The organism is Pseudomarimonas arenosa, from assembly GCF_014841215.1.
In the GTDB taxonomy this organism is placed as follows: Bacteria; Pseudomonadota; Gammaproteobacteria; order Xanthomonadales; family Xanthomonadaceae; genus Pseudomarimonas; species Pseudomarimonas arenosa.
In genome coordinates, this window is the sequence record NZ_JACYTR010000007.1 from 14,549 (window position 1) to 38,809 (window position 24,261).

Genomic DNA, 24,261 nt, shown 5'->3' on the forward strand with positions numbered 1-24,261 from the left:
TGTGCCGCATTGTTCAATCGGACGACCGGTGCTGCAGCGCAACACGAACAGTCCCGTTCTGTGGCTATACTCGCCGGCGGCCGCTTACTTAGCGGCCATTCATTTTCGAGCGGAGGACGCAATGCTGGAGCAATACGGACTGGTGATGGCCATCGTCGGCGCGGCACTGGCGATTGTCTATGGAGCAATGTCGATACGCTGGATTCTGGCGCAGCCAGCGGGCAACGAACGGATGCAGCAGATTGCGGGCGCGATCCAACAGGGCGCGCGCGCCTATCTGAATCGCCAGTACGGCACGATCGCGATCGCCGGAGCGATCCTGTTCGTGGTGCTGGGCTTTGCCCTCGACTGGTACTCAGCGATCGGCTTTGTAATCGGCGCCATCCTGTCGGGCGCGGCCGGATACATCGGCATGAACATTTCGGTACGGGCCAATGTGCGAACGGCAGAAGCAGCGCGCAGCGGTATCGACAAGGCCTTGGCCGTCGCCTTCAAGGGCGGTGCAATCACCGGCATGCTGGTGGTCGGCCTAGGTCTGCTGGGCGTGGCCGGCTACTACGGCATCCTGCTCGAAATGGGACTGAGCAAGGACAAGGCCCTGCACGCGCTGATCGGCCTCGCCTTCGGCTCCTCGCTGATCTCGATCTTCGCCCGTCTGGGCGGCGGCATCTTCACCAAGGGCGCTGACGTCGGTGCCGATCTGGTCGGCAAGGTCGAAGCGGGCATTCCCGAGGATGACCCGCGCAACCCGGCGGTGATCGCTGACAACGTCGGCGACAACGTCGGTGACTGCGCCGGCATGGCCGCTGACCTGTTTGAGACCTATGCGGTCACCGTGATTGCAACCATGCTGCTGGGTGGCCTGATGGCCAGCAGCCTTGGCGGCAATCCAGTGCTCTATCCGCTGGTCTTGGGCGGCGCCTCGATTGTGGCTTCGATTATCGGCACCTTCTTCGTCAAGACCTCCGACGGCGGCTCGATCATGGGCGCACTGTACAAGGGCGTGATCGTTTCCGGCGTGATCGCCGCGGCACTGTTCTATCCGATCACCACCGGGCTGATGGCCGACAACGCGATGAGTCTCTACTGGTGCGCGCTGATCGGCCTGGTGCTGACCGGGGTGATCATCTTCATCACCGAGTACTACACCGGCACCGAGTTTGCGCCGGTACGCCATGTGGCGCATGCCTCGACTACCGGTCATGCCACCAACATCATCGCCGGCCTCGGGGTGTCGATGAAGTCGACTGCCTGGCCGGTACTGGCGGTCTGCGCGGCGATCTGGGGCTGCCATGAGTTGGCTGGCCTGTACGGCATCGCCATCGCTGCCACCTCGATGTTGTCGATGGCCGGCATGGTGGTGGCCCTGGATGCCTACGGGCCGATTACCGACAACGCCGGCGGCATCGCCGAAATGGCCGAGCTGCCGCCGGAAGTGCGCGCGGTCACCGATCCGCTGGATGCCGTGGGCAATACCACCAAGGCAGTCACCAAGGGGTATGCGATCGGTTCGGCCGGGCTCGCTGCCCTGGTGCTGTTTGCCGACTACACCCACAACCTGGAAGCGGTCGGTAAATCGGTCACCTTCGACCTTTCCAACCACATGGTGATCATCGGCCTGTTCATCGGCGGCCTGATCCCCTATCTGTTTGGCGCGATGGCGATGGAAGCGGTGGGCCGCGCCGCCGGCTCGGTGGTGGAAGAAGTGCGCCGTCAGTTCCGCGAGATCAAGGGCATCATGGAAGGCACCCACACGCCGGATTACTCGCTGGCGGTGGACATGCTGACCAAGGCGGCGATCAAGGAAATGATCATCCCCTCCCTGCTGCCGGTCGGTGTGCCGGTGCTGGTCGGCCTGTTGCTCGGCCCGCAGGCCCTCGGCGGCCTGCTGATCGGCACCATCGTCACCGGCCTGTTCGTGGCCATTTCGATGACCACCGGCGGCGGTGCCTGGGATAACGCCAAGAAGTACATCGAAGATGGCAATCACGGCGGCAAGGGCGGCGAGGCTCACAAGGCTTCGGTGACCGGCGACACCGTCGGTGATCCGTACAAGGACACCGCCGGCCCGGCGGTGAACCCGCTGATCAAGATCATCAACATCGTCGCCTTGCTGATGGTGCCGCTGCTGTAAGGATCTGCACTCGCAACCAGGACAAACCCCGCTGCGGCGGGGTTTGTCGTTTCTGAACCGGGCAATGCCTATCGACCAGCGTTGGAGTGCACCCTCTAGCGCCTTCCAGTATCCTTCGCGCCCCTCGGCGCCGGCTTGGCGCCCCGCCTTGCCTGTCTGACTTAGGAGCGCAACATGGGCCTCGACCTCGTCCCCACCGGCCGCGACGTGCCGAACGAAATCAATGTCGTCATTGAAATTCCCAAGGATGCCGAACCGGTCAAGTACGAAGTGGACAAGGGCACCGGCGCGATCTTCGTCGATCGTATCCTGTCGACCCCGATGCGCTATCCCTGCAACTACGGCTATGTGCCGCACACCCTGTGTGGCGACGGCGATCCGGTTGATGTCCTGGTGATTCTGCCGCTACCGCTGATTCCCGGCTCGGTGATCCGCTGCCGTCCAGTCGGCGTGCTGAAGATGACCGACGAAGCCGGTTCGGATGAGAAGCTGCTGGCGGTGCCGGTTCCGAAGATCTTCGCTGGCTACACCCATATCGAAGACATCGGCCATGTGTCCGGGCATTGGCTGGAGCGTATCGGCCATTTCTTTGAGCACTACAAGGATCTGGAAAAAGGCAAATGGGTGAAGCTGGATGGCTGGGGCGGCGCAGCCGAGGCCAAGGAAATCATCCGTGAGTCGATCGAGCGCTTCGAAGCTTCACCGGAGAAGCCCAATTTCTAAGCCGCCCAGGCCGGAAAGACCAGCGCATCTCGACAGGGCCGGCATTGCCGGCCCTGTGCTTTTTCCCGACCGCTGCCGCTGCCCCACCGCGGCACGAAAGCGCGGGAAAGGGCGTGACCCTTCACCCACTTCGCGCTAGTCTTGAACTTGCCCGCTCTGCCGCCGCATGGCCGCAGAGCGATGCCCCAAAGGCGGCGGAGGAAGCAGCCGCACGGCGGGGCGGGGAATCGTCGAGCACAGACCGGAGGGGTTGACGTGATCGTATTGATCGTTGGGCGCGATGCCAGCCAAAGTGAAGGCGTGGAATCGGCACTGAGTGATCTCGGTGTTGACTGGAAGATCAAGTTTGTCGCCGACGCCAGCGCGGCCTTGAGCTATGCCCAGGCCAATCCGATCGAAGTGGTGGTGGCGGAAATGCGTCCGATCGGCATGGAAGGCACGGCCCTTTTGGATCGGGTCAAAAGTCATCACCCGGAAGCGGCACGCATCATGCTGCTCGACGAGACCGAGGAATCCCAGGCCATGCGCGCGCTTTCCAGCGCTCACCGCCTCCTTAACAAGCCGCTGCGCGCCGAAGAGCTACTGGAAGCCGTCGAAGGCATCAGCGAACTGCACGAGATCCTCAATTCGCCGGAGTTGAAAGCCGCGGTCGGCAAGCTCGACAAGCTGCCGCCACCGCCGAAGCTGTACCTGGCCCTGACCCGGGCGCTGGATGACCCGAACGTTTCGCCAGCCTCATTGGCCACCCTGATTCAGCAGGACCCGGCGATGGCGGCCAAGGTGCTGCGCCTGTGCAACTCGGCCTATTTCTCCGGCGGTCGCACCATCACCGACATCCGCACCGCCGTGATTCGCCTCGGCCAACAGATTCTGCGCCGCATGGTGCTGGCCACCGAGGTGTTTGCCGATTCCACCAACAGCAAGGTGGACCGAGATGCCATGCGGCGCCGCGCCCTGCTCAGCTCACAGCTGGCGAGCAAGCTGCTGGCTGGAAGCAGCTCCGAGCTGGCTGGTACGGCGGCCTTGCTGGCCGAAGTCGGGATGTTGCTGCCCGGTGTGAAAATCCTCAACAAGGATGGCGAACTGGAAGGCGAAGGCCCGCACTACGCCGAGGCCGGCGCCTACATTCTGGGCATGTGGGGCTTGCCGATGCCGATCGTCGAAGCAGTCGCCAACCACCAGCAACCCGGTCGCTCGAATGCACGTGGCTTCTGGGTGCCCGGCGCGGTGCATGTGGCACGGGCACTGATTGCCCAGCAGCCGCTGGACGAGAACTATCTCAGTCAGGTCGGCATGGCCGACAAGCTGCCGGCCTGGCAGAAGCTGGCTGAAGATCTGCTCGGCGCAGAGGAATAGACATACGCCGGTGCGGCGAACCGCACCCCGTACCTGTCGTTATGGCTATCGCTCCAACATAGGGTGTGCTTTCGCAGCATTCAGCGCGGTGGTAGAAGCGACGCGCCCTACGCCTGTCGGCGCAGCAGACCGTACCTACAACCCACCGGCCGCCTGCGCCACGGCGCGGAACAGTGCCCGCCCCTTGTTCATGGTTTCGTCCCATTCCTTGGCCGGGTCGCTGTCGTACACGATGCCGGCCCCGGCCTGCACGTAGAGCCGGCCATCCTGAATCACTGCGGTGCGGATGGCGATGGCGGTGTCGGCGTCGCCGTGCCAGCCGACATAGCCAATGGCTCCGGCGTAGATATTGCGCTTGACCGGCTCCAGATCGCGAATGATCTCCAGCGCGCGAATCTTGGGCGCACCGCTCACCGTTCCCGCGGGAAAGGTAGCTTTCAGCACATCGGCGTAGTTCAGTCCTTCGCGCAATGAACCATCGACTTCACTGACGATGTGCATGACATGGCTATAACGCTCGATAACAAATTGCTCGGATAGCCGCACCGTACCCGCCTGGGCCACCCGGCCGACGTCATTACGGCCCAAATCGATCAGCATCAGGTGCTCGGCACGCTCTTTCGGGTCGGCCAGCAGTTCGACCTCCAGGGCCTGATCTTCCTCCGGCGAAGCGCCACGCGGGCGGGTGCCGGCGATCGGGCGCACGGTGACCTTGCCCTGCTGCAGGCGAACCAGGATCTCCGGCGATGAGCCCACCACCTGGGTTCGGCCGACATCAAGAAAGTACATGTAGGGCGAGGGATTGAGGGCGCGCAAGGCACGGTACACATCCACCGGCCGCGCCTGGAACGGCACCGACATGCGCTGGCTCAACACCACCTGAAAGATATCGCCGGCGCGAATGTATTCCTTCGATTGCTCCACTGCCTGGATAAAGCCCTCGCGGGTAAAGCCTGACTTGAAGTCCTGCTCGTCGAGCAAGTCAGGCTTCAACACATCGGGATACGCGGTGCCTGCGTGACGCAAGCGGTACACCAGGGCATCAAGCCGGCGCTGCGCCTTGACCCAGGCCTGCGGCTCCGCAGGGTCGGCATGCACCACCAGGTACAAGCGGCCCTTGAGGTTGTCGAATACCGCCACCTCCTCGCTCAGCATCAGCAGGATGTCGGGCGTGCCGAGTTCATCGGGCTTGTCAGTTTCGCCAAGGCGCGGCTCAATCATCGACACGCATTCGAAGCCGAACCAACCCACCAGGCCTCCAGTGAACTCCGGCAGACCCTCCAGCTTCGGCACCCGAAAGCCGGCCCGCAGCCGCTCGACCTCGCCCAGTGGATCAGCCACCTCACGCTGTTCCACCACCTCACCGAAATCACTCACCCGCAAACGATGACCGCTGAACGCATAGGTACGCCTGCAAGGCAGGCCAATGATTGAATAGCGCCCCCAGTTCTCGCCGCCTTCCACCGACTCGAGCAGATAGGTGTGTGGGGCATCGGCGAATTTCAGATACACCGACAACGGGGTGTCGAGATCCGACAGCACCTCGCGCACCACCGGCACGCGATTGAATCCTTGGTCGGCGTAGCGGGCAAAGCTCTCAGTGTTCATGGGTCGGCGATCAATCAGCGGCCCCGCAGTATGCCAGCCTCAGAATGGGCTGACATGACCCGAGCGCCTGTGCTTACAACGGATACGGCGGGTTCGGCAGCGTGCGATAGGCCTGACGCAGCGCATCCGACCAACTGGCACGCAGCTGACTGAAGTATTCATCGTTCTCGCCGATTCGCCAGCAGCGGCTGAGGTCGAGGCTGTCTTTGGGATAGACCATCAGGTCCAGCGGCAGCCCAACGCCCAGGTTGGAACGCAGGGTCGAATCCATCGAAATCAGGCCCAGCTTGACCCCGTCGAGCAGCGAGGTATCCGGTGATACGGCGCGATCGAGAATCGGCTTGCCGTATTTGTGTTCGCCGATCTGCAGGAATGGCGTATCGCGGGTGGCGGCGATGAAATTGCCGGCCGAGTAGACCTGGAACAGACGCATCGTGCGGTCCTTCAGCTGCCCGCCAAGCAGCACGGAGACATCGAAGCTCACCCCCTGGTCCTGCATCGCCTCGCCGTGGGTGCGGTAAACCCGGCGCACGGCTTCTCCGACCAGGGAAGCGGCGGCGAACATCGAAGGCACGCTGTAGATGGTCTCCTGCTCGCCGCTTTCGGGATGCTTCAATCCATCCTGGATCAGATTCATCACCGCCTGCGACACGGCAAGATTGCCGGCCGTCATCGCCACGATGGCGCGTTCGCCGGCGCGCTGAAACACATACTGCTTGCCGAAGCAGGAGATGTTGTCCATGCCCGCATTGGTGCGGGTATCGGCCAGCATGACCAATCCCTGATCCAGATACAGGCCCACGCAATAGGTCATCGCTCAGCGCTCAAGAAGGCTCGGCACAAGCTTAGCAGCCGTTACCTGGTCTGAGTTGCAGCGTTGTCGTTTGACAGGCCGCAGCAGCGGCTCGCTGGGCTGTGCGTGCCGCAGGCCGCGGAGTTGGTTGTCGCACGCCGGCCTCGACAGGCTCGACTGCCGCTATTGCTGAACTGGCTGCGATTGGGTCCGAGCCGGATCGGCCGACACCTGGGCCACGCTGACATTGACCTCCAGCGACTCCACCGTACCGCCCTGGCGCAGACCGCGGATCGGCGCCGCATCGCGGGCATCGCGGCCCACCGCCACCCGGACGTAGGACTCGGTGGGACAGATCCGATTGGCCGGATCAAACCCGACCCAGCCCAGATCGTCGATGTAAAGCTCGCTCCAGGCATGCGAGGCTGGCGACACTGAATCGCCATCGATCCACAGATAGCCGGAGACATAGCGCGCCGGCCGCTGCAGAATGCGCGCGCAGGCGATCATCACGTGGGCGTGGTCCTGGCACACGCCATAACCGTGCGCCAGCGCCTCCGACGCGTCGGTCTCAGAATGAGTCTCTTCGGTCTTGAACTCCACCGCCTCGCGTACCACGCGCATCAACTGGTGCGCCTGCTCCAGCCCGCGATGCCGACGACAACGCTCGGCCAGCTCACGCAAGGCCTGATCGGGCTGGGTCAGCACCGACGGGGCGCAGTAGAACAGTGGATCCAGCAGTTCTTCGCTGCCCTGGATCACGCCGTGACGGTCCTCGGTGATGACCTGCCCCACCACGCCGACACACAGCTCATCGAGCGGGCCATCGGCACTATAGGTGGCTTCGGCGTTGCCAAATCCATCGCGACTGCGGGGGCGCAGACCGCGCCCTCCGACCATCACCTGCCAGTCGAGCACCTGCTGACCGGCCACCGGCGCCGGCCATAGCCGCATGGCTTGCACGATACGTCGCGCTGGCGTTTGGTAGCGATACACCGTGTTGTGATGGATACGTAGTCGCATGAGGATCAGCCCCCGAACAAGTGGGAACGGGCGATCTCGCCGCCAAGCTCGGCAGTGCGATCGACGATATCAGATAAGTACTCGTGCAGCCCCTGCTCCATCACCGTTTCGATCGATCCGTAGCGCAGCTGCACGTGAAGACCATGAGCTGCCTGCTTGGCTTCGGCCACGCGCTTCGGATCCTGCCCTTCGATTCGGTCCAGATGCTCGGTGATGCGTTGATAGCAGAACAAGAGTGAGCGCGGGAACTCCGGGCGCAAGATCAGCAGTTCGGCCACCTGCGGCGGCTGCACCTTGCCCTGAAACAGCACGCGATAGGCGCGCCGCGCCGCCACCACACGCAGTATCGCCAGCCACTGGTAGTAGTCGACCACGCCGCCGACGTCCTCAACCCGGGGCAGGCGGACGTGGTACTTCACATCGAGCAGACGCGCGGTATTGTCGGCGCGCTCCAGAAACTGCCCCAGGCGGGCAAAGTGAAAGCCATCCATCCTTAACATGGTGTTGGCGTATACACCCTGAAACAGGCCGACCCGGGCCTTGACCCATTCAAGGAATTCGATTGCCGAATCTTGTTCGAGGCCACGCTTGAAATCGCGCAGTTCAAGCCAGGTGCCATTGACCGCCTCCCACATCTCACGCGTCAACGCGGTTCGCACTGCGCGAGCGTTGCGACGCGCGGTCTCTATACAGCTGACGATCGACGAGGTATTAGCCGGATCAAAGGCCAGATAGTCGACCACGCTGGCCTCATTGGCCTGGCGCTCGGGAAAGAAGCTGTCTTTCGCACCTGCAGCGACGATTGCCGATTGCCACTCGCTGTCGCTATCGGCATCCGGACGCACGGCGCTCATATGACCGGCGACCTGCAGCAGCCGGGCGAGGTAGTCGGCGCGCTCCATGTAACGCGACAGCCAGAACAGGTTCTCTGCAATTCGCGCAAGCATGATCAGCCCTCCAGCACCCAGGTGTCCTTGGTGCCTCCGCCCTGCGACGAGTTCACCACCAGACTGCCCTCTTTCAGTGCCACCCGAGTCAGCCCACCGGGCACGATGCGGATCTGGTCGCCACTGAGGACGAACGGTCGTAGATCGACATGACGCGGCGCCAAGCCCGACTCGACGTAACAAGGCACGGTCGACAGCGCCAGCGTCGGCTGGGCAATGTAGTCCTGCGGCCTGGCCTTCAGGACCCGTGCAAACTCCTGGCGCTCGGCCTGGCTGGCATGCGGACCCACCAGCATGCCGTAGCCGCCGGATCCGTGAACCGCTTTAACTACAAGTTCATCCAGATGCTCCAGCACATAGGCCAGCTCATCGGGCTTCTTACAGTCGTGGGTCGGCACATTCTGCAGCAGGGGTTCCTCGCCCAAATAGAAGCGCACCATCTCCGGCACATAGATGTACACCGCCTTGTCATCGGCAATGCCGGCACCGATCGCGTTGCACAGGGTCAGATTGCCGGCACAGCTGGCATAGTGCAGACCCGGCACGCCGAGCATGGATTCGGGCTTGAACACCAGCGGATCGAGATAGTCATCGTCGATGCGCCGATACAACACATCGATTCGTTCAAGACCCCGGGTGGTGCGCATGTAGCAGATATCGTCCTGCACCAGCAGGTCCTGCCCCTCGACCAGACCAATGCCCATCTCATCGGCCAGGAAGGCATGCTCGTAGTAGGCGCTGTTGTAGATGCCCGGCGTCAGCAGAGCCATCTTTGGCTCGCCCTCGCAGTTGCGCGGCGCCACTGAACGCAGGGTTTCCAGCAATTCGTCCGGATAATGCGCCACTGGCGCCACCCGCGCCTTGCGAAAAATCTCCGGGAACAGACGCAGCATCACCTCGCGATTTTCCAGCATGTAGGACACGCCCGACGGAGTACGGCAGTTGTCCTCCAACACGTAGTACTCATCAGGCCCGGTGCGCACCATATCGACGCCGGCGATATGGGTGTACACATTGTGCGGCAGATCCTGCCCCACCATTTCTGGGCGAAACTGCGGGTTATGCAGGATCAGCTCCTTGGGAACCTTGCCGGCACGCAGGATCTCCTGCCCGTGATAGATATCGTGGATAAAGGCGTTCAGCGCCCGAACGCGCTGTTCCAGACCACGTTTCAGGCGCTGCCATTCGGCCTGCGCCAGCACCCGCGGCACCAGATCAAAGGGAATCAAGCGCTCCGGATCGCCACCCTCGGTGTATACCGCAAAGGTAATGCCGATGCGGCGAAACAGCACCTCGGCTTCAGCCCGCTTGTGGTGCAACTGGTCGGCCGGCAAAGCCTTTAGCCAGGCGTCGATCAAGGCATACGGGGGGCGAATCGCCTCACCCAGTCCCATTTCGTCGAACATGGGGGTCTCCGCGCGTCGCTGAGACACCAGCCTGCCCAGGTTTGCTACCCTGGGTCAAGCGCAACAGCGAATCCGCGTCGTCAACACGGCTCGCGCGCGCCCTCAGCGAGCCGCCTTCGCCAACGCTCGGCTTGCTCGCGAATCGCCTGCAGTTGCGCCTGTTTTCCGCTCAGCGCGCGCCATTGCAATGCGGTGCGCGGATGTTGGGCGAAGCGCTGCTGGTGTCGATCAAGAAAATCCCAGTACAGCGTGGTGAACGGGCAGGCCTTCTCACCGACCGCCAAGGCGGGATCGAAGCGGCAGTGCTGACAATAGTTCGACATGCGTTTGACATAGGCGCCACTGGCGACATAGGGCTTGCTGACCATGTGGCCGCCATCGGCGTATTGACTCATGCCCAGCACATTGGGCAATTCCACCCATTCCACCGCATCGACGTATACCGCCAGAAACCAGCGATGGATCGCCTCTGGCCGCACGCCGAGCAACAGTGCGAAGTTGCCCAACACCATCAGCCTTTGAATATGGTGTGCGTATCCATAACTCATCGTTTGGCCAACACACTCGCTCAGACAGTGCATGTCGGTGTCGCCACCCCAGTACAGCCACGGCAGCGGCTGCCCGTGCGCCAGAATGTTCTGTTCAGCGAACTGCGGCATGCGCAGCCAGTACACGCCGCGCACAAACTCACGCCAACCCAGCACCTGACGCACAAAGCCTTCAACCGCCTCAATCGGCGCCTGCCTCGACTGCAGTGCATCGACGGCCGCCTCGATCACCCGCCGCGGATGAATCAGCTTCAGATTCAACGCCGCTGACAACCGCGCATGGTAGAGCCAGGGCTCTCCGCTCCACATGGCGTCCTGATACTGGCCGAAGGCCGGCAGACGCTGCTCGATGAAATCCTCGAGTGCCTGCTCGGCCTGGGCCGGTGTCAGCGGCCAATCGAACGCTTCCAAGGATCCTGGATGGTGCGGAAAGTGCCGTTCCACCGCCTGCAATACCTCGCGAGTCGGGGCGTCGGGCTGGAAGGCACACGGCGCCGGCAGCATGCCCGGGCCCTGGCGAGCAAAACTGCCGCGATTCCTTGCATCGAAGTTCCAGGCGCCGCCAACCGGTTGGCCCTGCTCATCGAGCAAGATCCGGTAGCGTTTGCGCATGTAGTGATAGAAGTGCTCCATACGCAGCTGTTTGCGGCCACGCGCCCAGTCGGCAAACTCATCCGGCTGGCAAAGAAAATGCCGATCGGGGTAGTCGATCCAGCGTGCACCGGCCTGTTCGGCCGCGGCCCTCAACGCCGCGCAAAGGCGCCACTCGCCGGGCTGCACGCAGCACACTTGCTGCGCCGCCAGCCGACTGACTGATGCGTTAAGGGCCTGCGACAGGGTTTCATGTGGGTGCTCACCGAGGCGTAGATACTCCAGCGGCCAGCCGCGTTGTCGCAAGACCACAGAGAAATGCCGCATTGCGGCCAGAAAGATCGCGATGCGCGCCTTGTGCGAAGGCACATGCTGAGCCTCGCTCGACACTTCGGCCATCCACAGGCAGTCCTGCGCCGGATCGAAGTCATCGAACAGGGCGCTGTCCAGATCGAGTTGATCGCCCAGCACCACGCATAAGCGGCGAATGGCCACGGCTTGATGCTCCCTTGCACCGGTAGACAGCCTAGCCGAGGCACTGTCGGGCCGATGTCGAGGCCGGCGAGTCGCCTACCAACGACCGCTGGCGCCGCGACCGGAGGAGCGGCCTCCGCCGCCACTGCGGCCGCCCAAGCGCGAGCTGCTGCTGGATGGTGGTGGCAGCCGAGCCAGCACCCGGGTGCTTTGCTGATGATGACCGCAGTGCTGGCAATGCTCGTCAATCTGCATCAGCCCGGTGCTGTGCCGAGTGGCCGCTTGCAAGGTAGTTTGCTTCGATTGCTTGGTGATGCCATGGCATTGCGGGCAGCGGCTGTAGGAGGTGAACCAGGCACCGTAGCGGCGCTTTTGCACCTCCTGGCAGCGGGCGCAGTGCCAGACGTCGTAGTCGACGCTGCGCAGGCGTTCTTCGGCTTGCTCGACCTCGCTGAGCCGCAGATCGTCCTCCGCCTCATCCAGCAGTTCCATCGGATGATGGCAGCGCTGACAGCGCGGCGGACGGCGACGCAACCACCAGCGCGACAGCGCCAGGCCGATCAGACCCAACACGCCGGTTGCGCCTCCGGCCGCCACCCACCAGGACTTGTTCGCAGTACGGTTGGGTAGCGGCAGATCGGAGGGCCGCGGCGACGGGGCCGCAGCGTCGTCACGCTCATACTCCACCCGCGGTTCCAGCAAGGGCTGCGTTGGCACTGGCGGCTGAACCGCCGGCTGGACGCCGAGAATATCGACCGCGACGCGCTGCGCCGCCACCACAACAGCGGCGCCAACCTGACCCTGACGCAGGCGTGGAATCATCTGCGATTGCATGATGCGCTCGGCCGCCGCGACCCGGGCGTCGTCATCGACGCCGTCACCCAGGATAATCTCGGCGGCGCGATCGTCCAGGGCCAGATAGATCAGCACGCCGCGATGACTGGTCGCCGTGCCGAGCTGCCAGTGATTGAACACTCCGGTGGCGTAGGCGCGGTGGTCGGACATGCCGCTGCGCGACTGCAGCAATACCGCCAGTTCGGCGCCTTCGGCCTCGGCCCGCGCGGCCGCGCGCTCGATTTCACGCAGATCGGCGGCTGTCAGCACGCCAAGCTTGTCGGTCACCGCGCCGGTTTGCGTGGGCAGGCTGTCAAGCGCCGACGCCGCGCCTGCCTGCAGCAGGACCAGGGTGATCAAGAATGCGCGCAATGCTGCAGACTCCTTCAGGGTGGATGCGCTGTATCGACTCAGGCCTGCCCAGATTGTGACGCATCGGACACGCTGGCCTATGATGCCGCGATGCAGGCCACTACCTGGGCGGAGCTGGCCGGACTGGGCGATGGTCTTCATCGTCTGCGCTGGCAGGGCCAGCCGGCCATCCTGAAACGGCGTCAACAGGCGCCGGAGGATTTCTTTGCCGCCGAGCGGCGCGGCCTGGCACTGCTGGCCAGCGCGCAGGCCTTGCCGACGCCGACCGTGCTCGCGCTCGGCGCTGATGCCATTCTGTTGCAGGATCTTGGTCGCGGACGAGCGACGGCGGGCGACTGGCGAACCGCCGGGCGCCGCCTGGCGATCCAACACCGTCAGCATGCCGATCGCTTTGGCTGGCAATTCAACGGCTGGTGCGGGGACAGCCCGCAATCAAATCAGCTGGACACCGATGGCCATCGGTTCTTTGCCGATCAGCGCCTGTTGCCACAGCTGCAACGGGCGACTTCAGCCGGTCGATTGCAGCGCGGCGATGTCGCTGCCATCGAGCGGATTACGAGCAGTCTGCCGCAATGGATTCCGCTCCAACCCGCAAGCCTGCTGCACGGCGACCTTTGGCTGGGCAATCTGCATGCCTCGGCCAACGGCGAACTGGCGTTGATCGACGGCGGCGCTGCGCACTACGGCTGGGCTGAAGCAGAGCTGGCCATGCTCTGCCTGTTCGGCGAGCCCCCGGCCGACTTCTTCGCCAGTTATCAGGAGCAGGCCGGCATCGATCACCGTTGGCGTCAGCGCGCACCGCTGTACAACCTGTATCACCTGCTGAACCACCTGAATCTATTCGGTGTCGGCTATCTCCGCGCGGTGCGCGAGGTGCTGGTGCGATTTGCATGAACCGGCCCGATCTGCTCGTCATTCCGGGCCCCGGCCCCCTCCCTATGAACCTCAGTGGCGCAGCGGAATCTGCAGCGAGTCGAGAAAGCGCACGGCGTACAGATCCTGGTTGTACGACGCGTCTGCGGGCAACACCGCGCGGGCGTAGATCAGGAACGGTGGGTTCCAGAAAACTCTGCCAATCAGTTTGTGCCGTCCGTCCGGCAGGGCCGCCAGCACTTCGCGACTGCGCCAGCGCTTGCTGCTCTTTCCGCGCTCCTCGGTAAGTCGCGCCTGGACCTGAGCGAGCATTCCATCCCGCCCGAGGTCGAAGGCACGCTCCGAGCCGGCCGGGCCAAACTGCTTCGAGAGCGGATCGGGCAGCTTCTCGACACCCACCCGATACTGAACTTCGTCGAAACTACTGGTATAGGCCACTATCTCAACCGGGCCGAATTCGGTCTGCTCCTCCTTGTACTCGCGCCACGGATTGCTCGGCATCTGCGCGGTGAATTCTCCGCCAGGAGGAGAAAACGCAACCAGCTCAGGTTTCTTGTTGCATGCCGCCAGCAATACAACCAAGCCCAGTGCCGCCAAGACGCCTTGTTTCATGGTGCGATCCCATTGCAGCGCCAACGCCGCGTCGAGAGGACCCGTCGCTTGGTCAGCCAAAGGAGGCTAATGCTAATCGATCCAAGGCCCGATCCGGGCTAGCTAGCGCTCGATTCTTCGCCGCGGCATGCCGTTCAGGCGCAGGCTGAACTCGACGCCCGAACCGTCGGCCAGATCGGACGCTTCGGCATGTCCCGCGTGCAGTTCGGCTACCAGCTTGACAATGAACAGACCGAGCCCCAGGTGTGCCGCGCCGCCCTGTCGCTCATGGCTGCGCACGCTTACCAGGGACTCAAACAGGCGATAGCGGGCGGCTTCGGGCAGGCGTGGGCCGCTGTTGGCCAGAGCGACAACTACACCCTGAGCTGCAGGCCACAGGCTGAGTCGCACCCAGCCGTCGGCCGGGCAAAAACTGCGCGCATTGTCGATCAGCTTGTCCAATGCCTGAACCAGCAGTTCCGGCGAGCAGTGCAGGCGCAGCGGCGTGGATGGCAGATCCAGTCGCAGCTCGCGCGGCGCCAGCAGCGGTCGGTAGCTCTCGGCGCACTGGCCGAGCATGGCCACCAGATCGACGTCTTCGCCCTCGGCATTGGCGATCGCCTGTTCCACCCGGGTCGCCTCGCTCATGCCACGGACGATGCCGCTCAATCGCTCGATACCGCCCAGGGCGCGCTCGACACAGCTGTGACTGGCACTGTCCAGGCCGGCGGGATCGATGTTTTCCAAGGCACCGCGAACTACCGCAATCGGCGTATTCAACTCGTGCGAGAGCTTGCCCGCCAGACCGCGCAAGTAGGCCTGGTGGGCACCTACTTCGTTCAGCAGCCTGGCGAAACTGCGCGACAAGTCGCCGACCTCGTCGGCCACCGAGCTGGGCAGAAACTGATCGACTTCGCCTTCCGCAGAAATCGCCCGTTCAGTGGCCTCGTTCAGGGCGCGAATGCGACGACTCAGGCGACCGGCATACCAGAGCAGGACAGCAATCGCCGCCAACATGGCCAGCAGACTGGTCATCACCAGCTGACTCAGCGCCTGATCAGACAGCTCCAGATTCTGATGCTCGCGCTGTAGCACCAATGCACCACGCAATTCGCCGTTAAGGGCCAGCGGCACCGCGGCCGAGGCCAGCAGTCGCGGAGCTTCGGCATCGCGTCGCCAGGCCGCCGCCGGCTTGCCGGACAGCGCCTGCCAGACTTCTTCAGACTCGATTCGCCGCGCCTCGGCTCGATCGCCGGCCTCGAATGCCGGCTGGTCATACAGCATGGCCTGCCACAACTGCTGTTTCCACCAGGGCAGGGCCGACTCATCATCGCGCTCGGCGTTCGGCGCACCGGCCCGGGCATACACCCAGCCATCGACATCGATCAGCCGTGCGCGCATCTCCGGGCTCAGCCGCCGCGCCAGCCATTGTTCGGCACGCTCGGATTCGCTCCATACCGGCCAGGTCAGCTGCGGTGGATCAATGCCGGTACCCAGCCATTGTGGCGCGCGACCGTCGGCCGCATCCTGCCATTGCAGGCCCAGCGTCTGCAGCGGCCATCCGGTTGGCAGCAGAATCTCCACGTCCAGCTCGGTGTCATTGCGCCGCCGCCACTCGCCTGACAGGCGCAAGGGTGCCGGCCCGCCGTCCAGTGCCGTGCTGAGCAGGGCACCGTTGCGCGCATTGGCCAGACGCAGCTCGACCAGGCCGTTCGGCCCCTCCAGGGCCAGGCGAAGATGATCGGACTGCGCGGCCCGCGCCCAATGGGCATCGGCCGGCTGTGGACTGGCATCGCGCACCTGAACACGCAGATACAGCGAATCACCGAGCTGACCGAGCGTCGCCGTCAATTGCGAGCCTGCGGCAGCGGCAAAGCGCTGCGGCTCCACCGCCGGCCATTCGCTGAACTCGCCGTCGAGTCGCGGCATTCGCGCAAGCGAATGGGCAAACCAATGCACGCCACCCGGCGCCAGCAGCGAGCGGCTACGCTCCAGGTTGCGCGCCAGCAGATCGGCCGAAGCAAGCAGATTCTGCGCCTGCCCCTGGCGCAACAAGGCATCCATCTGTTTCAACAGCTGCCAGCCGGCCCAGGGCAGCAGCAACAGGGTGAGCGAGACCAGGGCGAGCTGAGTACGCAGCCTCATGTCAGTGGTCGAAACCTGTCGTTATGGGCGCCAGCGATAGCCTGCACCGTGCACGGTGTCGATTTCGTCGAACTTGTCGTCCAGCGCTTCGAACTTGCGCCGAATGCGCTTGATGTGACTGGTGATGGTGGCATCGTCGACCACCACTTCGGCCTCGCGCATCAACTGATCGCGCGAGCGCACATGGCCTGGGTGCCGGACCAGCGCGTGCACCATCCAGAACTCGGTCAAGGTCAGCGGCACCTCTTCGGCGTTCCAGGTCACTCGCATTCGCTCAAGCTCAAGGCGCAGCGCGCGCAGGCTGATCACCGATTCCTTCTTTACCGGCTCACGCAGCGCTTCCAGGCGCCGAAACAGGGCCGCCACTCGCGCAGTCAACTGCGGCAGGCTGATCGACTTGCTAAGGTAGTCGTCGGCACCCAGGCGAAGACCGGAGATGACATCCAGGTCGGAATCACGGGCGGTGAGGAACAGGATCGGCAAGCCGGCCGAGCGCGCGCGCAGATGACGACACAGCTCAAACCCGCCCTCCACCTCATCGCCCAGGCCGACATCGATGATCACCAGGTCAGGCAGGCGCAGAGCAAAGGCCTGGGTGGCCGACTCGCGGTCAGCAAATCCCACGGCCTCGTAGCCGTAGCGACGCAGGGCTTCGAGGTAGTTGGTGCGCAGATCGGGTTCGTCTTCGACGATGGCAACGGTTCGGCTCATGCGCGCAGCATAGGCAGCGCACGCCTGAATCGGCAAGCATGGGTCAGATCGGTGCCGGTCAGGCGCGGATATCGAGCAGACTGCCGATCAGCTGGTCTTCAGTGCGCAGGGATTGGACATTGGCGAGGAAGGCTTGTTTGGCCTGCAATTGCTCGACCACATCTTCGATGAACAGGCCACTGCTGGGTTGCTCGCTGCGCACCACGGAAAATGTCACGCCGCCACCCGGCGCCGCCTGAGCGCGGACTTCCTGCCGCTGGAAGCCCTCGGTGGCGGCATTGGCCAGATTGTGCGCGGAAACCTCCAGCCTTCGCTGGGCGAAGGCCAGACCGGATAGCGCGTTTTGGCTGATTGAAGTCATCTTGCTCAGGATATCGGCCGCTTGACCCGATCCTGAAGTGCCAAGCCATCCGGTGCTGTGAAGCACCTCGCGTTTTGCCCGATTTTCGCCCGATTTGATCGTCTTGTTGCCGCATTGCGGCCGCGCTGTAGTCGCTCGACGCCTTTCTACTGGAGCTGCCCCCCACCGCGGAGCGTTCCATGTCCAAGCCCAGTTCGAACTCACCCAACCCGCCCAGCTTTGGCCGCGGGGCACGCCTGACCCAGCGTCCGCGCATGCTGGCCTGCCGGCGTCTGCGCCAACGCTGGGCGGCCTTGCTCACGGTGTTGCTCAGCCTATCCGCCAGCGCGTCGATGGCCGCCGAGTTCGGCTGGGCAGTACGCAACGGCAGCGATCAGTGGCTGCCTCAGCTGGCGATGGACACCACCGTGCGAATCCAGGTGACCGGTCTGATCGCCAAGGTCAGCCTCACTCAGCACTACCAGAATGGCAGCCAGGCCTGGCAACAAGGTCGCTACCTGCTGCCCCTGCCCAGCGATGCCGCGGTCAGCGATCTGCGCATCCGCGTCGGCGACAGACTGATCGAGGGCGAGATCCAGGAGAAACAACAGGCCGCAGCCACCTACCAACAAGCAGCCAGTCTGGGCCAGCGGGCCGCCCTGATTGAGCAGGCGCGCTCCAATCTGTTCCAGACTCAGGTGGCCAATATCGCTCCCGGCGAAGCACTGCAGATCGAAATCGACTTCTGGCAGCCGGTCAGCTACCGCGACCGCGAATTCTCCCTGGCACTACCCTTCACTTTAACGCCACGTTACGGCGACAAGCAGTGGCCTGACCCGGACAGCCCCGCTGATATCGGCGAGCCGAAGACAACCGACATCGTCCTGCAGCCAACGGTCAGCCTGCACGCCTCGGTGGACCCTGGAGTGGAGATCGCGCGAGTGCATAGCGATACGCATGCGATCAGCGTCGACCTTCAGGACGGCCGCTTCGAGGTTGCGCTGGCCAATCTGGTTGAGGCCAGCGATCGCGATTTCGAACTGCGCTGGACGCCGGCACCGTATGCCACGCCGCAGCGCGCCCTTTTCACTGAGCAGATCGACGACACCACTTACGTCATGCTGCTGGTGCTGCCGCCAACCCTGCCGACGAGCAGCGTGCCACGCGAGCTGTTGCTGGTGCTGGACCAATCGGGATCAATGCAGGGCAGCTCGATGCAACAGGCGCAGGCAGCACTGGATTTTGCGCTGAGCGCGCTACGCCCCGACGACAAGTTCAACCTGCTGGCCTTCAATGACCGCACCGAAGCGCTGTTTCAGCAATCGGTCGATGCGGCACCGGCGCACGTCGCCCTGGCCCGCCATTGGCTGGCCGGCCTCAGTGCCAATGGTGGCACCGAAATGGCCCCGGCTCTGCACAAGGCACTAACCATGCCGACCACGCATGGCTATCTGCGTCAGGTCGTGCTGGTCACCGACGCCGCGATCGGCAATGAGCAGGCCCTGCTCAAGATGCTCGAAAGCGAACGCGGGGAAGCTCGACTGTTCACCGTGGGTATCGGCTCGGCGCCGAACGAATACTTCGTGCGCAAGGCCGCCGAACTCGGTCAAGGTAGCTTTGAGATGGTGCGCGATCTCAGCGCCGTGCAGCCGCGCATGCAGGCCTTGCTGACCCGAATCAATTCGCCCCTGATGCAGGACCTGCGGATCGAATGGCCGGCGGCGGTCGATGCCTTCCCCAGTCAGATTCCCGATCTGTACGCCGGCGAGCCTCTGCAGCTGCTGGCCGCTCTGCCCAATCACGACAGCGGCATGTGGGCCGGCGAGCATATCCGGGTGAGCGGCATCGGCAACGCTACCAAGTGGAACGACCAGTTAACGCTGGAAGCCAAGCGCTATGTGCAGCCGATGGGCGTTGCACGCCTGTGGGCACGGGCCAAGCTGGAAGCGCTGCAAGACCAGATGCGCCACGGCGCCGACCCAGCCGCCATTCGGCAACAGAGCCTGGCCCTGGCCTTGGCACACCGCATCGTCGGCCGCTACACCAGCCTGGTGGCAGTCGAACGCCAGCCGACACGACCACAGGCGGAGTCCCTGGCCAGCACCAGGATTCAGAATGCCGCCCCCGCCGACGGCCTGTCGATGGCACAGGGCAGCACCCCGGCGCGCAGCCTGTTCAGCCTGGCCCTGGTCCTGGGACTGGTCGGCGCAGCGCTGTGGCGCTCGGCGCGTCCAGAACCCACCTCACCTCGCCGCCAGCCCGGCCGTGCTGATTGAACCGAACGCACGGGACTTGAAGCTGAACAGGATGTTCAATCTTCAAGTTGCCGAATCACTAACACATCCCTTGACCACACCCCACGCAGCGGAGCACTGTCATGATCCTGCAAGTCGAATCGCGCAACCCTCGTCCGATGGACGGCGCCGAAGCCGAACGCCGTCACCTGAGTCTGCTGAACTGCCTGAAACGGATGGGTTTCTATGATCCGGTCGCGCTGATCGCGGCCGCAGGCGATGGTGCAGTCCCACTGCGCGAGTCACAGTTCGTCGATGTTGGACCGCGTACGCCGCCGAGTTCACCACGATGAAGCGCTCGGTGCTTGCCGCCGGAGCCTTGCTGCTGACCGCCTTGGGTCTGGCCGCTCAAGCGAGCTGGCTGCACGCCAAGGCATGGCTGGCGCAGGAAATGCTCGAGCAGGCCTGGCAGGACAGCTTGGCGCAAGGCGGGTCACAGCGCCCCTGGCCGTGGGCCGATACCCATCCAGTGGCGAAGCTGCATGTTCCGGGCCTGGGTATTGAACAGATCGTGCTTGCTGGCGACAGCGGCCGGGTGATGGCCTTCGGGCCGGGCTGGGCCCCGGCCAGCGCCGAGCCCAGCGACAGACTCGGCAGCAAGGTCATCTCCGGCCATCGCGACACCCATTTCGCCTGGTTGGCTGAGCTGACATCTGGCGATCTGATCGAACTGGAATCACTGGACCAAGGTCGCCCGCAGCGACGCCTGTATTGGATCAGCGACCTGCGAGTGGCAGACAGCCGGGTCGAGCGACTGACCATCGATGATGCGCAGGATCGATTGGTTCTGGTCACCTGCTGGCCGTTCAACGCCATGACCAGCGGTGGACCCATGCGTTATGTGGTCACGGCAATTCCGCTGGAACGCAGCGAGCCGGCCGATCAGACCGCGCGCACGCGGGCCACTTCGGCGCGCATGCGCGAAATCACCTCGGCGTAGTCCGGCGCATTGAAGATGGCCGAGCCGGCGACAAAGGTATCGGCGCCGGCGGCAGCGATCTCGGCGATATTGTCGGCCTTGACGCCACCGTCGATTTCCAGTCGGATCGATCGGCCACTGCGATCGATCTTTTCGCGCACCGCGCGCAGTTTGCTCAGCGCCGAGGGAATGAAGGCCTGCCCTCCGAAGCCCGGGTTGACCGACATCAGCAGCACCAGATCAAGTTCTTCCAGCACATAGTCCAGCACCTCGATCGGCGTGGCCGGATTCAACACCAGACCGGCCTGGCAACCGGCGGACTTGATCAGTTGCACAGTGCGGTGCACATGTTCGGAGGCCTCAGGATGAAAACTGATCAGGGTGGCACCGGCCTTGGCGAAGTCCGGCACGATGCGATCGACCGGCTTGACCATCAGATGCACATCGATCGGCGCCGTGACGCCATGCTTGCGCAGGGCCTCGCACACTAGCGGACCGATGGTGAGGTTGGGGACATAGTGATTGTCCATCACATCGAAATGCACCCAGTCGGCGCCCGCTGCCAGCACGGCATCGACCTCTTCACCGAGACGGGCAAAGTTGGCCGACAGGATCGACGGCGCAATGATGCAATCGGACATGGATCTCTCCTCAGTGAAACGATAAGTGAATGTGCACCATCAACTTGTTAGCGCGGACGCCGCTGCAAACGTTCGTAGGCCTGATTGATGGCACGCGAACGCTGCTCAGCGATGGCCTTGATCTCGCTTGCCGCACCAGCAACCTTGTCCGGGTGGTACTCGGAGATCAGCTTGCGGTAGGCACGTTCGATCTCGGCATCACTGGCCCCGGGTTGCAGACCCAGCACTTCGTAGGCGTTGTCGACCGCATTGCCGCCCTGGCGGCCTTGCTCACTCCTGCTCTGCAGCCAGCCGGCATCCAGGGCGTGGCCGAGCAGCCCGCCGATGACGGCGCCGATCGGGTGACGCATCAGCATCCAGCCGAGGATGGCGCCGAACAGTTTTCCGTAGATTCTCATGGGGCCTGGGTGTCTCCTGGAGTGCGCGGCAATCTGCCGTAATAGTCGGCCAGCTGCTTGATGTCTTGTTCCGACAAGGGCCCCATCATCGCCTGCATCGCCGCATGCTGCCGTTCGCCGCGCTGGTACTGCTGCATGGCACTGATCAGATATTCGCGGTTCTGTCCGGCCAGATGGGGATGAGCGGGGAGCGAGGAAATGCCCTCGGTGCCGTGGCAGGACACGCACATGCCGAGTTTGGCCGGGGCTGCCGCAGCGGCCTGTGCGGTGGGCGGGAGTTCACTGCTGCAGCCAGTCGCCAGTAGGACGAGGCCAGATGCTATCAATCGAGTCATGGGCGAATTGTAGTCGGGCGGAGCCGGCCCAAGGGCAATCCGCCCTGATGCCTGGTCTGGTTGTCGCTGAACATGCCGACGAGGAGCACTTTGCCTGCAGCGCGTACACCGCTTCGTGCGAAAATGCCGGCTTTGCTTCTGACGGGCCTCTTATGAGCAGCGTGGTGTTCCAATCCTCACTCCCTGGCCTTGAGTGTCTGCACCGCGGCAAGGTGCGGGATGTCTACGCGATCGGCGACGACCGCCTGTTGATGGTAGCCAGCGACCGGCTATCGGCCTTTGATGTGATCTTGCCGGATCCTATTCCCGGCAAGGGCGAGATGCTGTGCCAGATCTCCAACTTCTGGTTTGCCAAGACCGCCCACCTGGTGCCCAACCATCTGACCGGCGACAGCGTGGCCTCGGTGCTACCGCCCGGAGTGTCCCTGCAGGACTATGGCAGGCGCTCGGTAGTGACCAAGCGCCTGCGGCCGCTGCCGGTGGAGGCCATCGCCCGCGGCTATCTGATCGGCTCGGGCTGGAAGGATTACCAAGCCAGCGGCCGACTCTGTGGCATCGAGTTGCCAGTCGGACTGCAGCAAGCTTCGAAATTGCAGCAACCGATCTTCACCCCCTCGACCAAGGCGGCCGTCGGCGACCATGATGAGAATGTCAGCTTCGATACCATCGTGGCTGCGATCGGGGCTGAGCTGGCCGAACAGGTGCGCGACCTGACCCTGGCGATCTATCGCTATGCTGCGGACTACGCTCTTGAGCGCGGCATCATCATTGCCGATACCAAACTCGAGTTCGGCCTCGATGGGTCGGGCAAACTGCATGTGATGGACGAAATGCTGACGCCGGATTCATCGCGCTTCTGGCCGGCCGATCAATATCGCGAGGGAATCAGTCCGCCGAGCTATGACAAGCAGTTCGTCCGCGACTACCTGGAGACTCTGGACTGGAACAAGCAGGCGCCAGGGCCGTCGATTCCGGGCGATATCATTGAGGGCACGCGTCAGCGCTACGCTGAAGCGCTGTGGAAGTTGGCCGAGATCAAGCTCGACTAAGCCACAGATGCCGGGCCCGATGTCACGCTGATCTGAACCTCGGGCCGACTCAGCCGACCACGGCAATGCAGCGGATCAAGCGGCCAATTGAACCGCCCCCGCGCATCACGATGGTCGCCTCACTGAAAGGGATCTTGCACTGAACACTCGGCTTCCGCCGTCGCACTTTCTGCTGGTGTTTCTGATCTGCGCGGCCTGGGGCGGCAATTTTCTGATGTCGGCGCTGGCCCTGCAGGAGCTACCGGCACTGTTGTTCACCGCGCTGCGCCTGGCCAGCGTCGGCCTGCTCTTGCTGCCCTGGCTGCGCTGGCCCAAAGGCCTGCCGGTGTGGCGACTGGTAGCGGTATGCCTGTGTAATGGCGCACTGCACTTTGGGCTTTCCTTTTGGGCCCTGCGTCTGGCTGGCAATCTGTCGTCGCCGGCCATCGTGATGCAGACCTATGTCCCATTGACGGTGTTGCTCAGCATCCTGATGCTCGGGGAACGGGTTGGCTGGCGCACCAGTTTGGGCATGCTGGTCAGCTTTGCCGGGGTTTTGGTGCTGGGCTTTGATCCACTGGTGCTGCAAGCGCCGGCCTCGCTGATTCTGATGCTGGTCTCGGCGTTTTTCTTGGCGCTGGGCACCGTGCTGATGCGCGGATTGACCGGCCTGCATCCATTGGGTCTGCAGGCGTTCAGCGCCTGGATCGGGCTGCCCTTCCTGTTGCTGGCCGGTCTATTGATCGAAGGCGATTGGCGGGCACCTCTGGAAACGGCGTCCTGGAAGGCCTGGGCGGGCGTGTTGTATTCCACCCTGGCCGCGTCGGTGCTGGGCCATAGCCTTTTCTTCTGGCTGGTACAACGCCATCCGGTGTCGCAGATCACGCCCTACTTGCTATTGGCACCGTTGGTAGCGGTGGCCCTGGGGGTGATGTTCTGGGGCGATGTACTGGGTCCGCGCCTGCTCGTCGGCGGCGGCATGGTGCTCGGTGGCGTGCTGGCAATTGGACTGCGAGCGGCCAAGCGCGGGCGCAGGCTGGAGAGTCCGGGCAGCGGTGGCAGCTGATCTGGCTGGGGCACGGGCGAGCGAGAACGGCGCAATCAAGCCGCATCACCAAGCATCGGCCTGTCATGCGTAGTCATTCGATCGCCGTGCGCTTGATTCGCGGCGTCTGCT

At 63.7% G+C, this 24,261-nt stretch carries 23 protein-coding genes; 9 read left to right on the forward strand and 14 right to left on the reverse strand.

The genetic code is table 11. The features are described 5' to 3' along the window. Positions 1–121 precede the first annotated feature (121 nt). The 3 genes from IFO71_RS05110 (at position 122) to IFO71_RS05120 (ending at position 4,213) form a co-directional block, all read left to right on the forward strand. Complete coding sequence (locus tag IFO71_RS05110) at positions 122–2,134, forward strand: sodium-translocating pyrophosphatase (RefSeq protein WP_192028467.1); 2,013 nt, start codon at positions 122–124, stop codon at positions 2,132–2,134. A 174-nt stretch (positions 2,135–2,308) separates the two neighbouring features. Beyond that, complete coding sequence (gene ppa, locus IFO71_RS05115) at positions 2,309–2,857, forward strand: inorganic diphosphatase (RefSeq protein WP_192028468.1); 549 nt, start codon at positions 2,309–2,311, stop codon at positions 2,855–2,857. Positions 2,858–3,112: 255 nt separating this feature from the next. After that, positions 3,113–4,213 (forward strand): HDOD domain-containing protein, encoded by a 1,101-nt coding sequence (locus tag IFO71_RS05120; RefSeq protein WP_332309318.1) that lies wholly within the window; start codon positions 3,113–3,115, stop codon positions 4,211–4,213. Between the two features lie 135 nt (positions 4,214–4,348). Here the strand turns inward: IFO71_RS05120 and trpE are convergent, their stop codons facing one another. From trpE to IFO71_RS05155, 7 genes are all read right to left on the reverse strand, one after another. Further along, a complete protein-coding gene (gene trpE, locus IFO71_RS05125; protein WP_192028470.1) occupies positions 4,349–5,821 on the reverse strand; it encodes an anthranilate synthase component I in 1,473 nt (490 codons plus the stop codon). A 73-nt stretch (positions 5,822–5,894) separates the two neighbouring features. Then, positions 5,895–6,635: a proteasome-type protease gene (locus IFO71_RS05130; protein WP_192028471.1), complete on the reverse strand. Its 741-nt coding sequence runs from the start codon at positions 6,633–6,635 to the stop codon at positions 5,895–5,897. A gap of 162 nt (positions 6,636–6,797) precedes the next feature. Next, positions 6,798–7,637, reverse strand: a complete 840-nt coding sequence (locus tag IFO71_RS05135) for a transglutaminase family protein (protein ID WP_192028472.1) — start codon at positions 7,635–7,637, stop codon at positions 6,798–6,800. Positions 7,638–7,642: 5 nt separating this feature from the next. Continuing rightward, complete coding sequence (locus IFO71_RS05140) at positions 7,643–8,584, reverse strand: alpha-E domain-containing protein (protein ID WP_192028473.1); 942 nt, start codon at positions 8,582–8,584, stop codon at positions 7,643–7,645. Positions 8,585–8,586: 2 nt separating this feature from the next. Beyond that, positions 8,587–9,990, reverse strand: a complete 1,404-nt coding sequence (locus IFO71_RS05145; RefSeq protein WP_225444404.1) for a circularly permuted type 2 ATP-grasp protein — start codon at positions 9,988–9,990, stop codon at positions 8,587–8,589. Positions 9,991–10,070: 80 nt separating this feature from the next. Beyond that, on the reverse strand, positions 10,071–11,624 hold the full coding sequence (locus IFO71_RS05150; RefSeq protein ID WP_332309319.1) for a cryptochrome/photolyase family protein: 1,554 nt from the start codon (positions 11,622–11,624) through the stop codon (positions 10,071–10,073). Between the two features lie 75 nt (positions 11,625–11,699). Continuing rightward, positions 11,700–12,809: a TPM domain-containing protein gene (locus IFO71_RS05155; protein WP_192028474.1), complete on the reverse strand. Its 1,110-nt coding sequence runs from the start codon at positions 12,807–12,809 to the stop codon at positions 11,700–11,702. Between the two features lie 90 nt (positions 12,810–12,899). Here IFO71_RS05155 and IFO71_RS05160 point away from each other — a divergent pair, with 90 nt between their 5' ends. Further along, positions 12,900–13,703, forward strand: coding sequence for a fructosamine kinase family protein (locus IFO71_RS05160; RefSeq protein ID WP_192028475.1), 804 nt, complete (start codon positions 12,900–12,902; stop codon positions 13,701–13,703). Positions 13,704–13,754: 51 nt separating this feature from the next. Here the strand turns inward: IFO71_RS05160 and IFO71_RS05165 are convergent, their stop codons facing one another. The 4 genes from IFO71_RS05165 to IFO71_RS05180 form a co-directional block, all read right to left on the reverse strand. Further along, on the reverse strand, positions 13,755–14,294 hold the full coding sequence (locus IFO71_RS05165; RefSeq protein WP_192028476.1) for a hypothetical protein: 540 nt from the start codon (positions 14,292–14,294) through the stop codon (positions 13,755–13,757). 102 nt (positions 14,295–14,396) lie between these two features. Continuing rightward, on the reverse strand, positions 14,397–16,418 hold the full coding sequence (locus tag IFO71_RS05170) for an ATP-binding protein (RefSeq protein ID WP_192028477.1): 2,022 nt from the start codon (positions 16,416–16,418) through the stop codon (positions 14,397–14,399). A gap of 21 nt (positions 16,419–16,439) precedes the next feature. Continuing rightward, on the reverse strand, positions 16,440–17,129 hold the full coding sequence (gene pdsR / locus IFO71_RS05175) for a proteobacterial dedicated sortase system response regulator (RefSeq protein WP_192028478.1): 690 nt from the start codon (positions 17,127–17,129) through the stop codon (positions 16,440–16,442). Between the two features lie 58 nt (positions 17,130–17,187). Beyond that, the gene (locus IFO71_RS05180) at positions 17,188–17,490 is read right to left on the reverse strand and encodes a flagellar basal body protein (protein ID WP_192028479.1); all 303 of its coding nucleotides are present in this window, start codon (positions 17,488–17,490) and stop codon (positions 17,188–17,190) included. Positions 17,491–17,669: 179 nt separating this feature from the next. Here IFO71_RS05180 and IFO71_RS05185 point away from each other — a divergent pair, with 179 nt between their 5' ends. From IFO71_RS05185 to IFO71_RS05195, 3 genes are all read left to right on the forward strand, one after another. Then, a complete protein-coding gene (locus IFO71_RS05185) occupies positions 17,670–19,745 on the forward strand; it encodes a marine proteobacterial sortase target protein (protein ID WP_192028480.1) in 2,076 nt (691 codons plus the stop codon). A 101-nt stretch (positions 19,746–19,846) separates the two neighbouring features. Then, on the forward strand, positions 19,847–20,056 hold the full coding sequence (locus IFO71_RS05190) for a hypothetical protein (RefSeq protein ID WP_192028481.1): 210 nt from the start codon (positions 19,847–19,849) through the stop codon (positions 20,054–20,056). Then, positions 20,053–20,703 (forward strand): class GN sortase, encoded by a 651-nt coding sequence (locus IFO71_RS05195; protein ID WP_192028482.1) that lies wholly within the window; start codon positions 20,053–20,055, stop codon positions 20,701–20,703. Before IFO71_RS05190 ends, IFO71_RS05195 begins: the two co-directional genes overlap by 4 nt. Here the strand turns inward: IFO71_RS05195 and rpe are convergent. From rpe to IFO71_RS05210, 3 genes are read right to left on the reverse strand one after another with little or no spacing between them, the layout of a single operon-like run. Further along, positions 20,646–21,323, reverse strand: a complete 678-nt coding sequence (rpe, locus tag IFO71_RS05200; RefSeq protein WP_192028483.1) for a ribulose-phosphate 3-epimerase — start codon at positions 21,321–21,323, stop codon at positions 20,646–20,648. The two genes, IFO71_RS05195 and rpe, sit on opposite strands and share 58 nt — an antisense overlap. A gap of 47 nt (positions 21,324–21,370) precedes the next feature. Continuing rightward, entirely contained in the window at positions 21,371–21,721 is a 351-nt protein-coding gene (locus tag IFO71_RS05205) for a J domain-containing protein (RefSeq protein WP_192028484.1), read from the reverse strand. Further along, positions 21,718–22,056, reverse strand: coding sequence for a c-type cytochrome (locus IFO71_RS05210; protein ID WP_192028485.1), 339 nt, complete (start codon positions 22,054–22,056; stop codon positions 21,718–21,720). Before IFO71_RS05210 ends, IFO71_RS05205 begins: the two co-directional genes overlap by 4 nt. 152 nt (positions 22,057–22,208) lie before the next feature. Here IFO71_RS05210 and IFO71_RS05215 point away from each other — a divergent pair, with 152 nt between their 5' ends. Together IFO71_RS05215 and IFO71_RS05220 are read left to right on the forward strand one after the other, a co-directional pair. Continuing rightward, a complete protein-coding gene (locus IFO71_RS05215; RefSeq protein WP_192028601.1) occupies positions 22,209–23,105 on the forward strand; it encodes a phosphoribosylaminoimidazolesuccinocarboxamide synthase in 897 nt (298 codons plus the stop codon). Between the two features lie 175 nt (positions 23,106–23,280). Beyond that, positions 23,281–24,150 carry a DMT family transporter gene (locus IFO71_RS05220; RefSeq protein WP_192028486.1) on the forward strand — a complete coding sequence of 290 codons (870 nt, stop codon included), beginning with the start codon at positions 23,281–23,283 and terminating at the stop codon, positions 24,148–24,150. Positions 24,151–24,261: the final 111 nt, after the last annotated feature.

Excerpts from the sequence above, each read along its gene's own strand:
- IFO71_RS05110 (WP_192028467.1), top strand. The coding sequence starts at position 122 with ATGCTGGAGCAATACGGACTGGTGATGGCCATCGTCGGCGCGGCACTG.
- ppa (WP_192028468.1), top strand. The coding sequence starts at position 2,309 with ATGGGCCTCGACCTCGTCCCCACCGGCCGCGACGTGCCGAACGAAATC.
- trpE (WP_192028470.1), bottom strand. The coding sequence starts at position 5,821 with ATGAACACTGAGAGCTTTGCCCGCTACGCCGACCAAGGATTCAATCGC.
- IFO71_RS05130 (WP_192028471.1), bottom strand. The coding sequence starts at position 6,635 with ATGACCTATTGCGTGGGCCTGTATCTGGATCAGGGATTGGTCATGCTG.
- IFO71_RS05135 (WP_192028472.1), bottom strand. The coding sequence starts at position 7,637 with ATGCGACTACGTATCCATCACAACACGGTGTATCGCTACCAAACGCCA.
- IFO71_RS05140 (WP_192028473.1), bottom strand. The coding sequence starts at position 8,584 with ATGCTTGCGCGAATTGCAGAGAACCTGTTCTGGCTGTCGCGTTACATG.
- IFO71_RS05145 (WP_225444404.1), bottom strand. The coding sequence starts at position 9,990 with ATGTTCGACGAAATGGGACTGGGTGAGGCGATTCGCCCCCCGTATGCC.
- IFO71_RS05160 (WP_192028475.1), top strand. The coding sequence starts at position 12,900 with ATGCAGGCCACTACCTGGGCGGAGCTGGCCGGACTGGGCGATGGTCTT.
- IFO71_RS05165 (WP_192028476.1), bottom strand. The coding sequence starts at position 14,294 with ATGAAACAAGGCGTCTTGGCGGCACTGGGCTTGGTTGTATTGCTGGCG.
- IFO71_RS05170 (WP_192028477.1), bottom strand. The coding sequence starts at position 16,418 with ATGAGGCTGCGTACTCAGCTCGCCCTGGTCTCGCTCACCCTGTTGCTG.
- pdsR (WP_192028478.1), bottom strand. The coding sequence starts at position 17,129 with ATGAGCCGAACCGTTGCCATCGTCGAAGACGAACCCGATCTGCGCACC.
- IFO71_RS05180 (WP_192028479.1), bottom strand. The coding sequence starts at position 17,490 with ATGACTTCAATCAGCCAAAACGCGCTATCCGGTCTGGCCTTCGCCCAG.
- IFO71_RS05185 (WP_192028480.1), top strand. The coding sequence starts at position 17,670 with ATGTCCAAGCCCAGTTCGAACTCACCCAACCCGCCCAGCTTTGGCCGC.
- IFO71_RS05190 (WP_192028481.1), top strand. The coding sequence starts at position 19,847 with ATGATCCTGCAAGTCGAATCGCGCAACCCTCGTCCGATGGACGGCGCC.
- IFO71_RS05195 (WP_192028482.1), top strand. The coding sequence starts at position 20,053 with ATGAAGCGCTCGGTGCTTGCCGCCGGAGCCTTGCTGCTGACCGCCTTG.
- rpe (WP_192028483.1), bottom strand. The coding sequence starts at position 21,323 with ATGTCCGATTGCATCATTGCGCCGTCGATCCTGTCGGCCAACTTTGCC.
- IFO71_RS05205 (WP_192028484.1), bottom strand. The coding sequence starts at position 21,721 with ATGAGAATCTACGGAAAACTGTTCGGCGCCATCCTCGGCTGGATGCTG.
- IFO71_RS05210 (WP_192028485.1), bottom strand. The coding sequence starts at position 22,056 with ATGACTCGATTGATAGCATCTGGCCTCGTCCTACTGGCGACTGGCTGC.
- IFO71_RS05215 (WP_192028601.1), top strand. The coding sequence starts at position 22,209 with ATGAGCAGCGTGGTGTTCCAATCCTCACTCCCTGGCCTTGAGTGTCTG.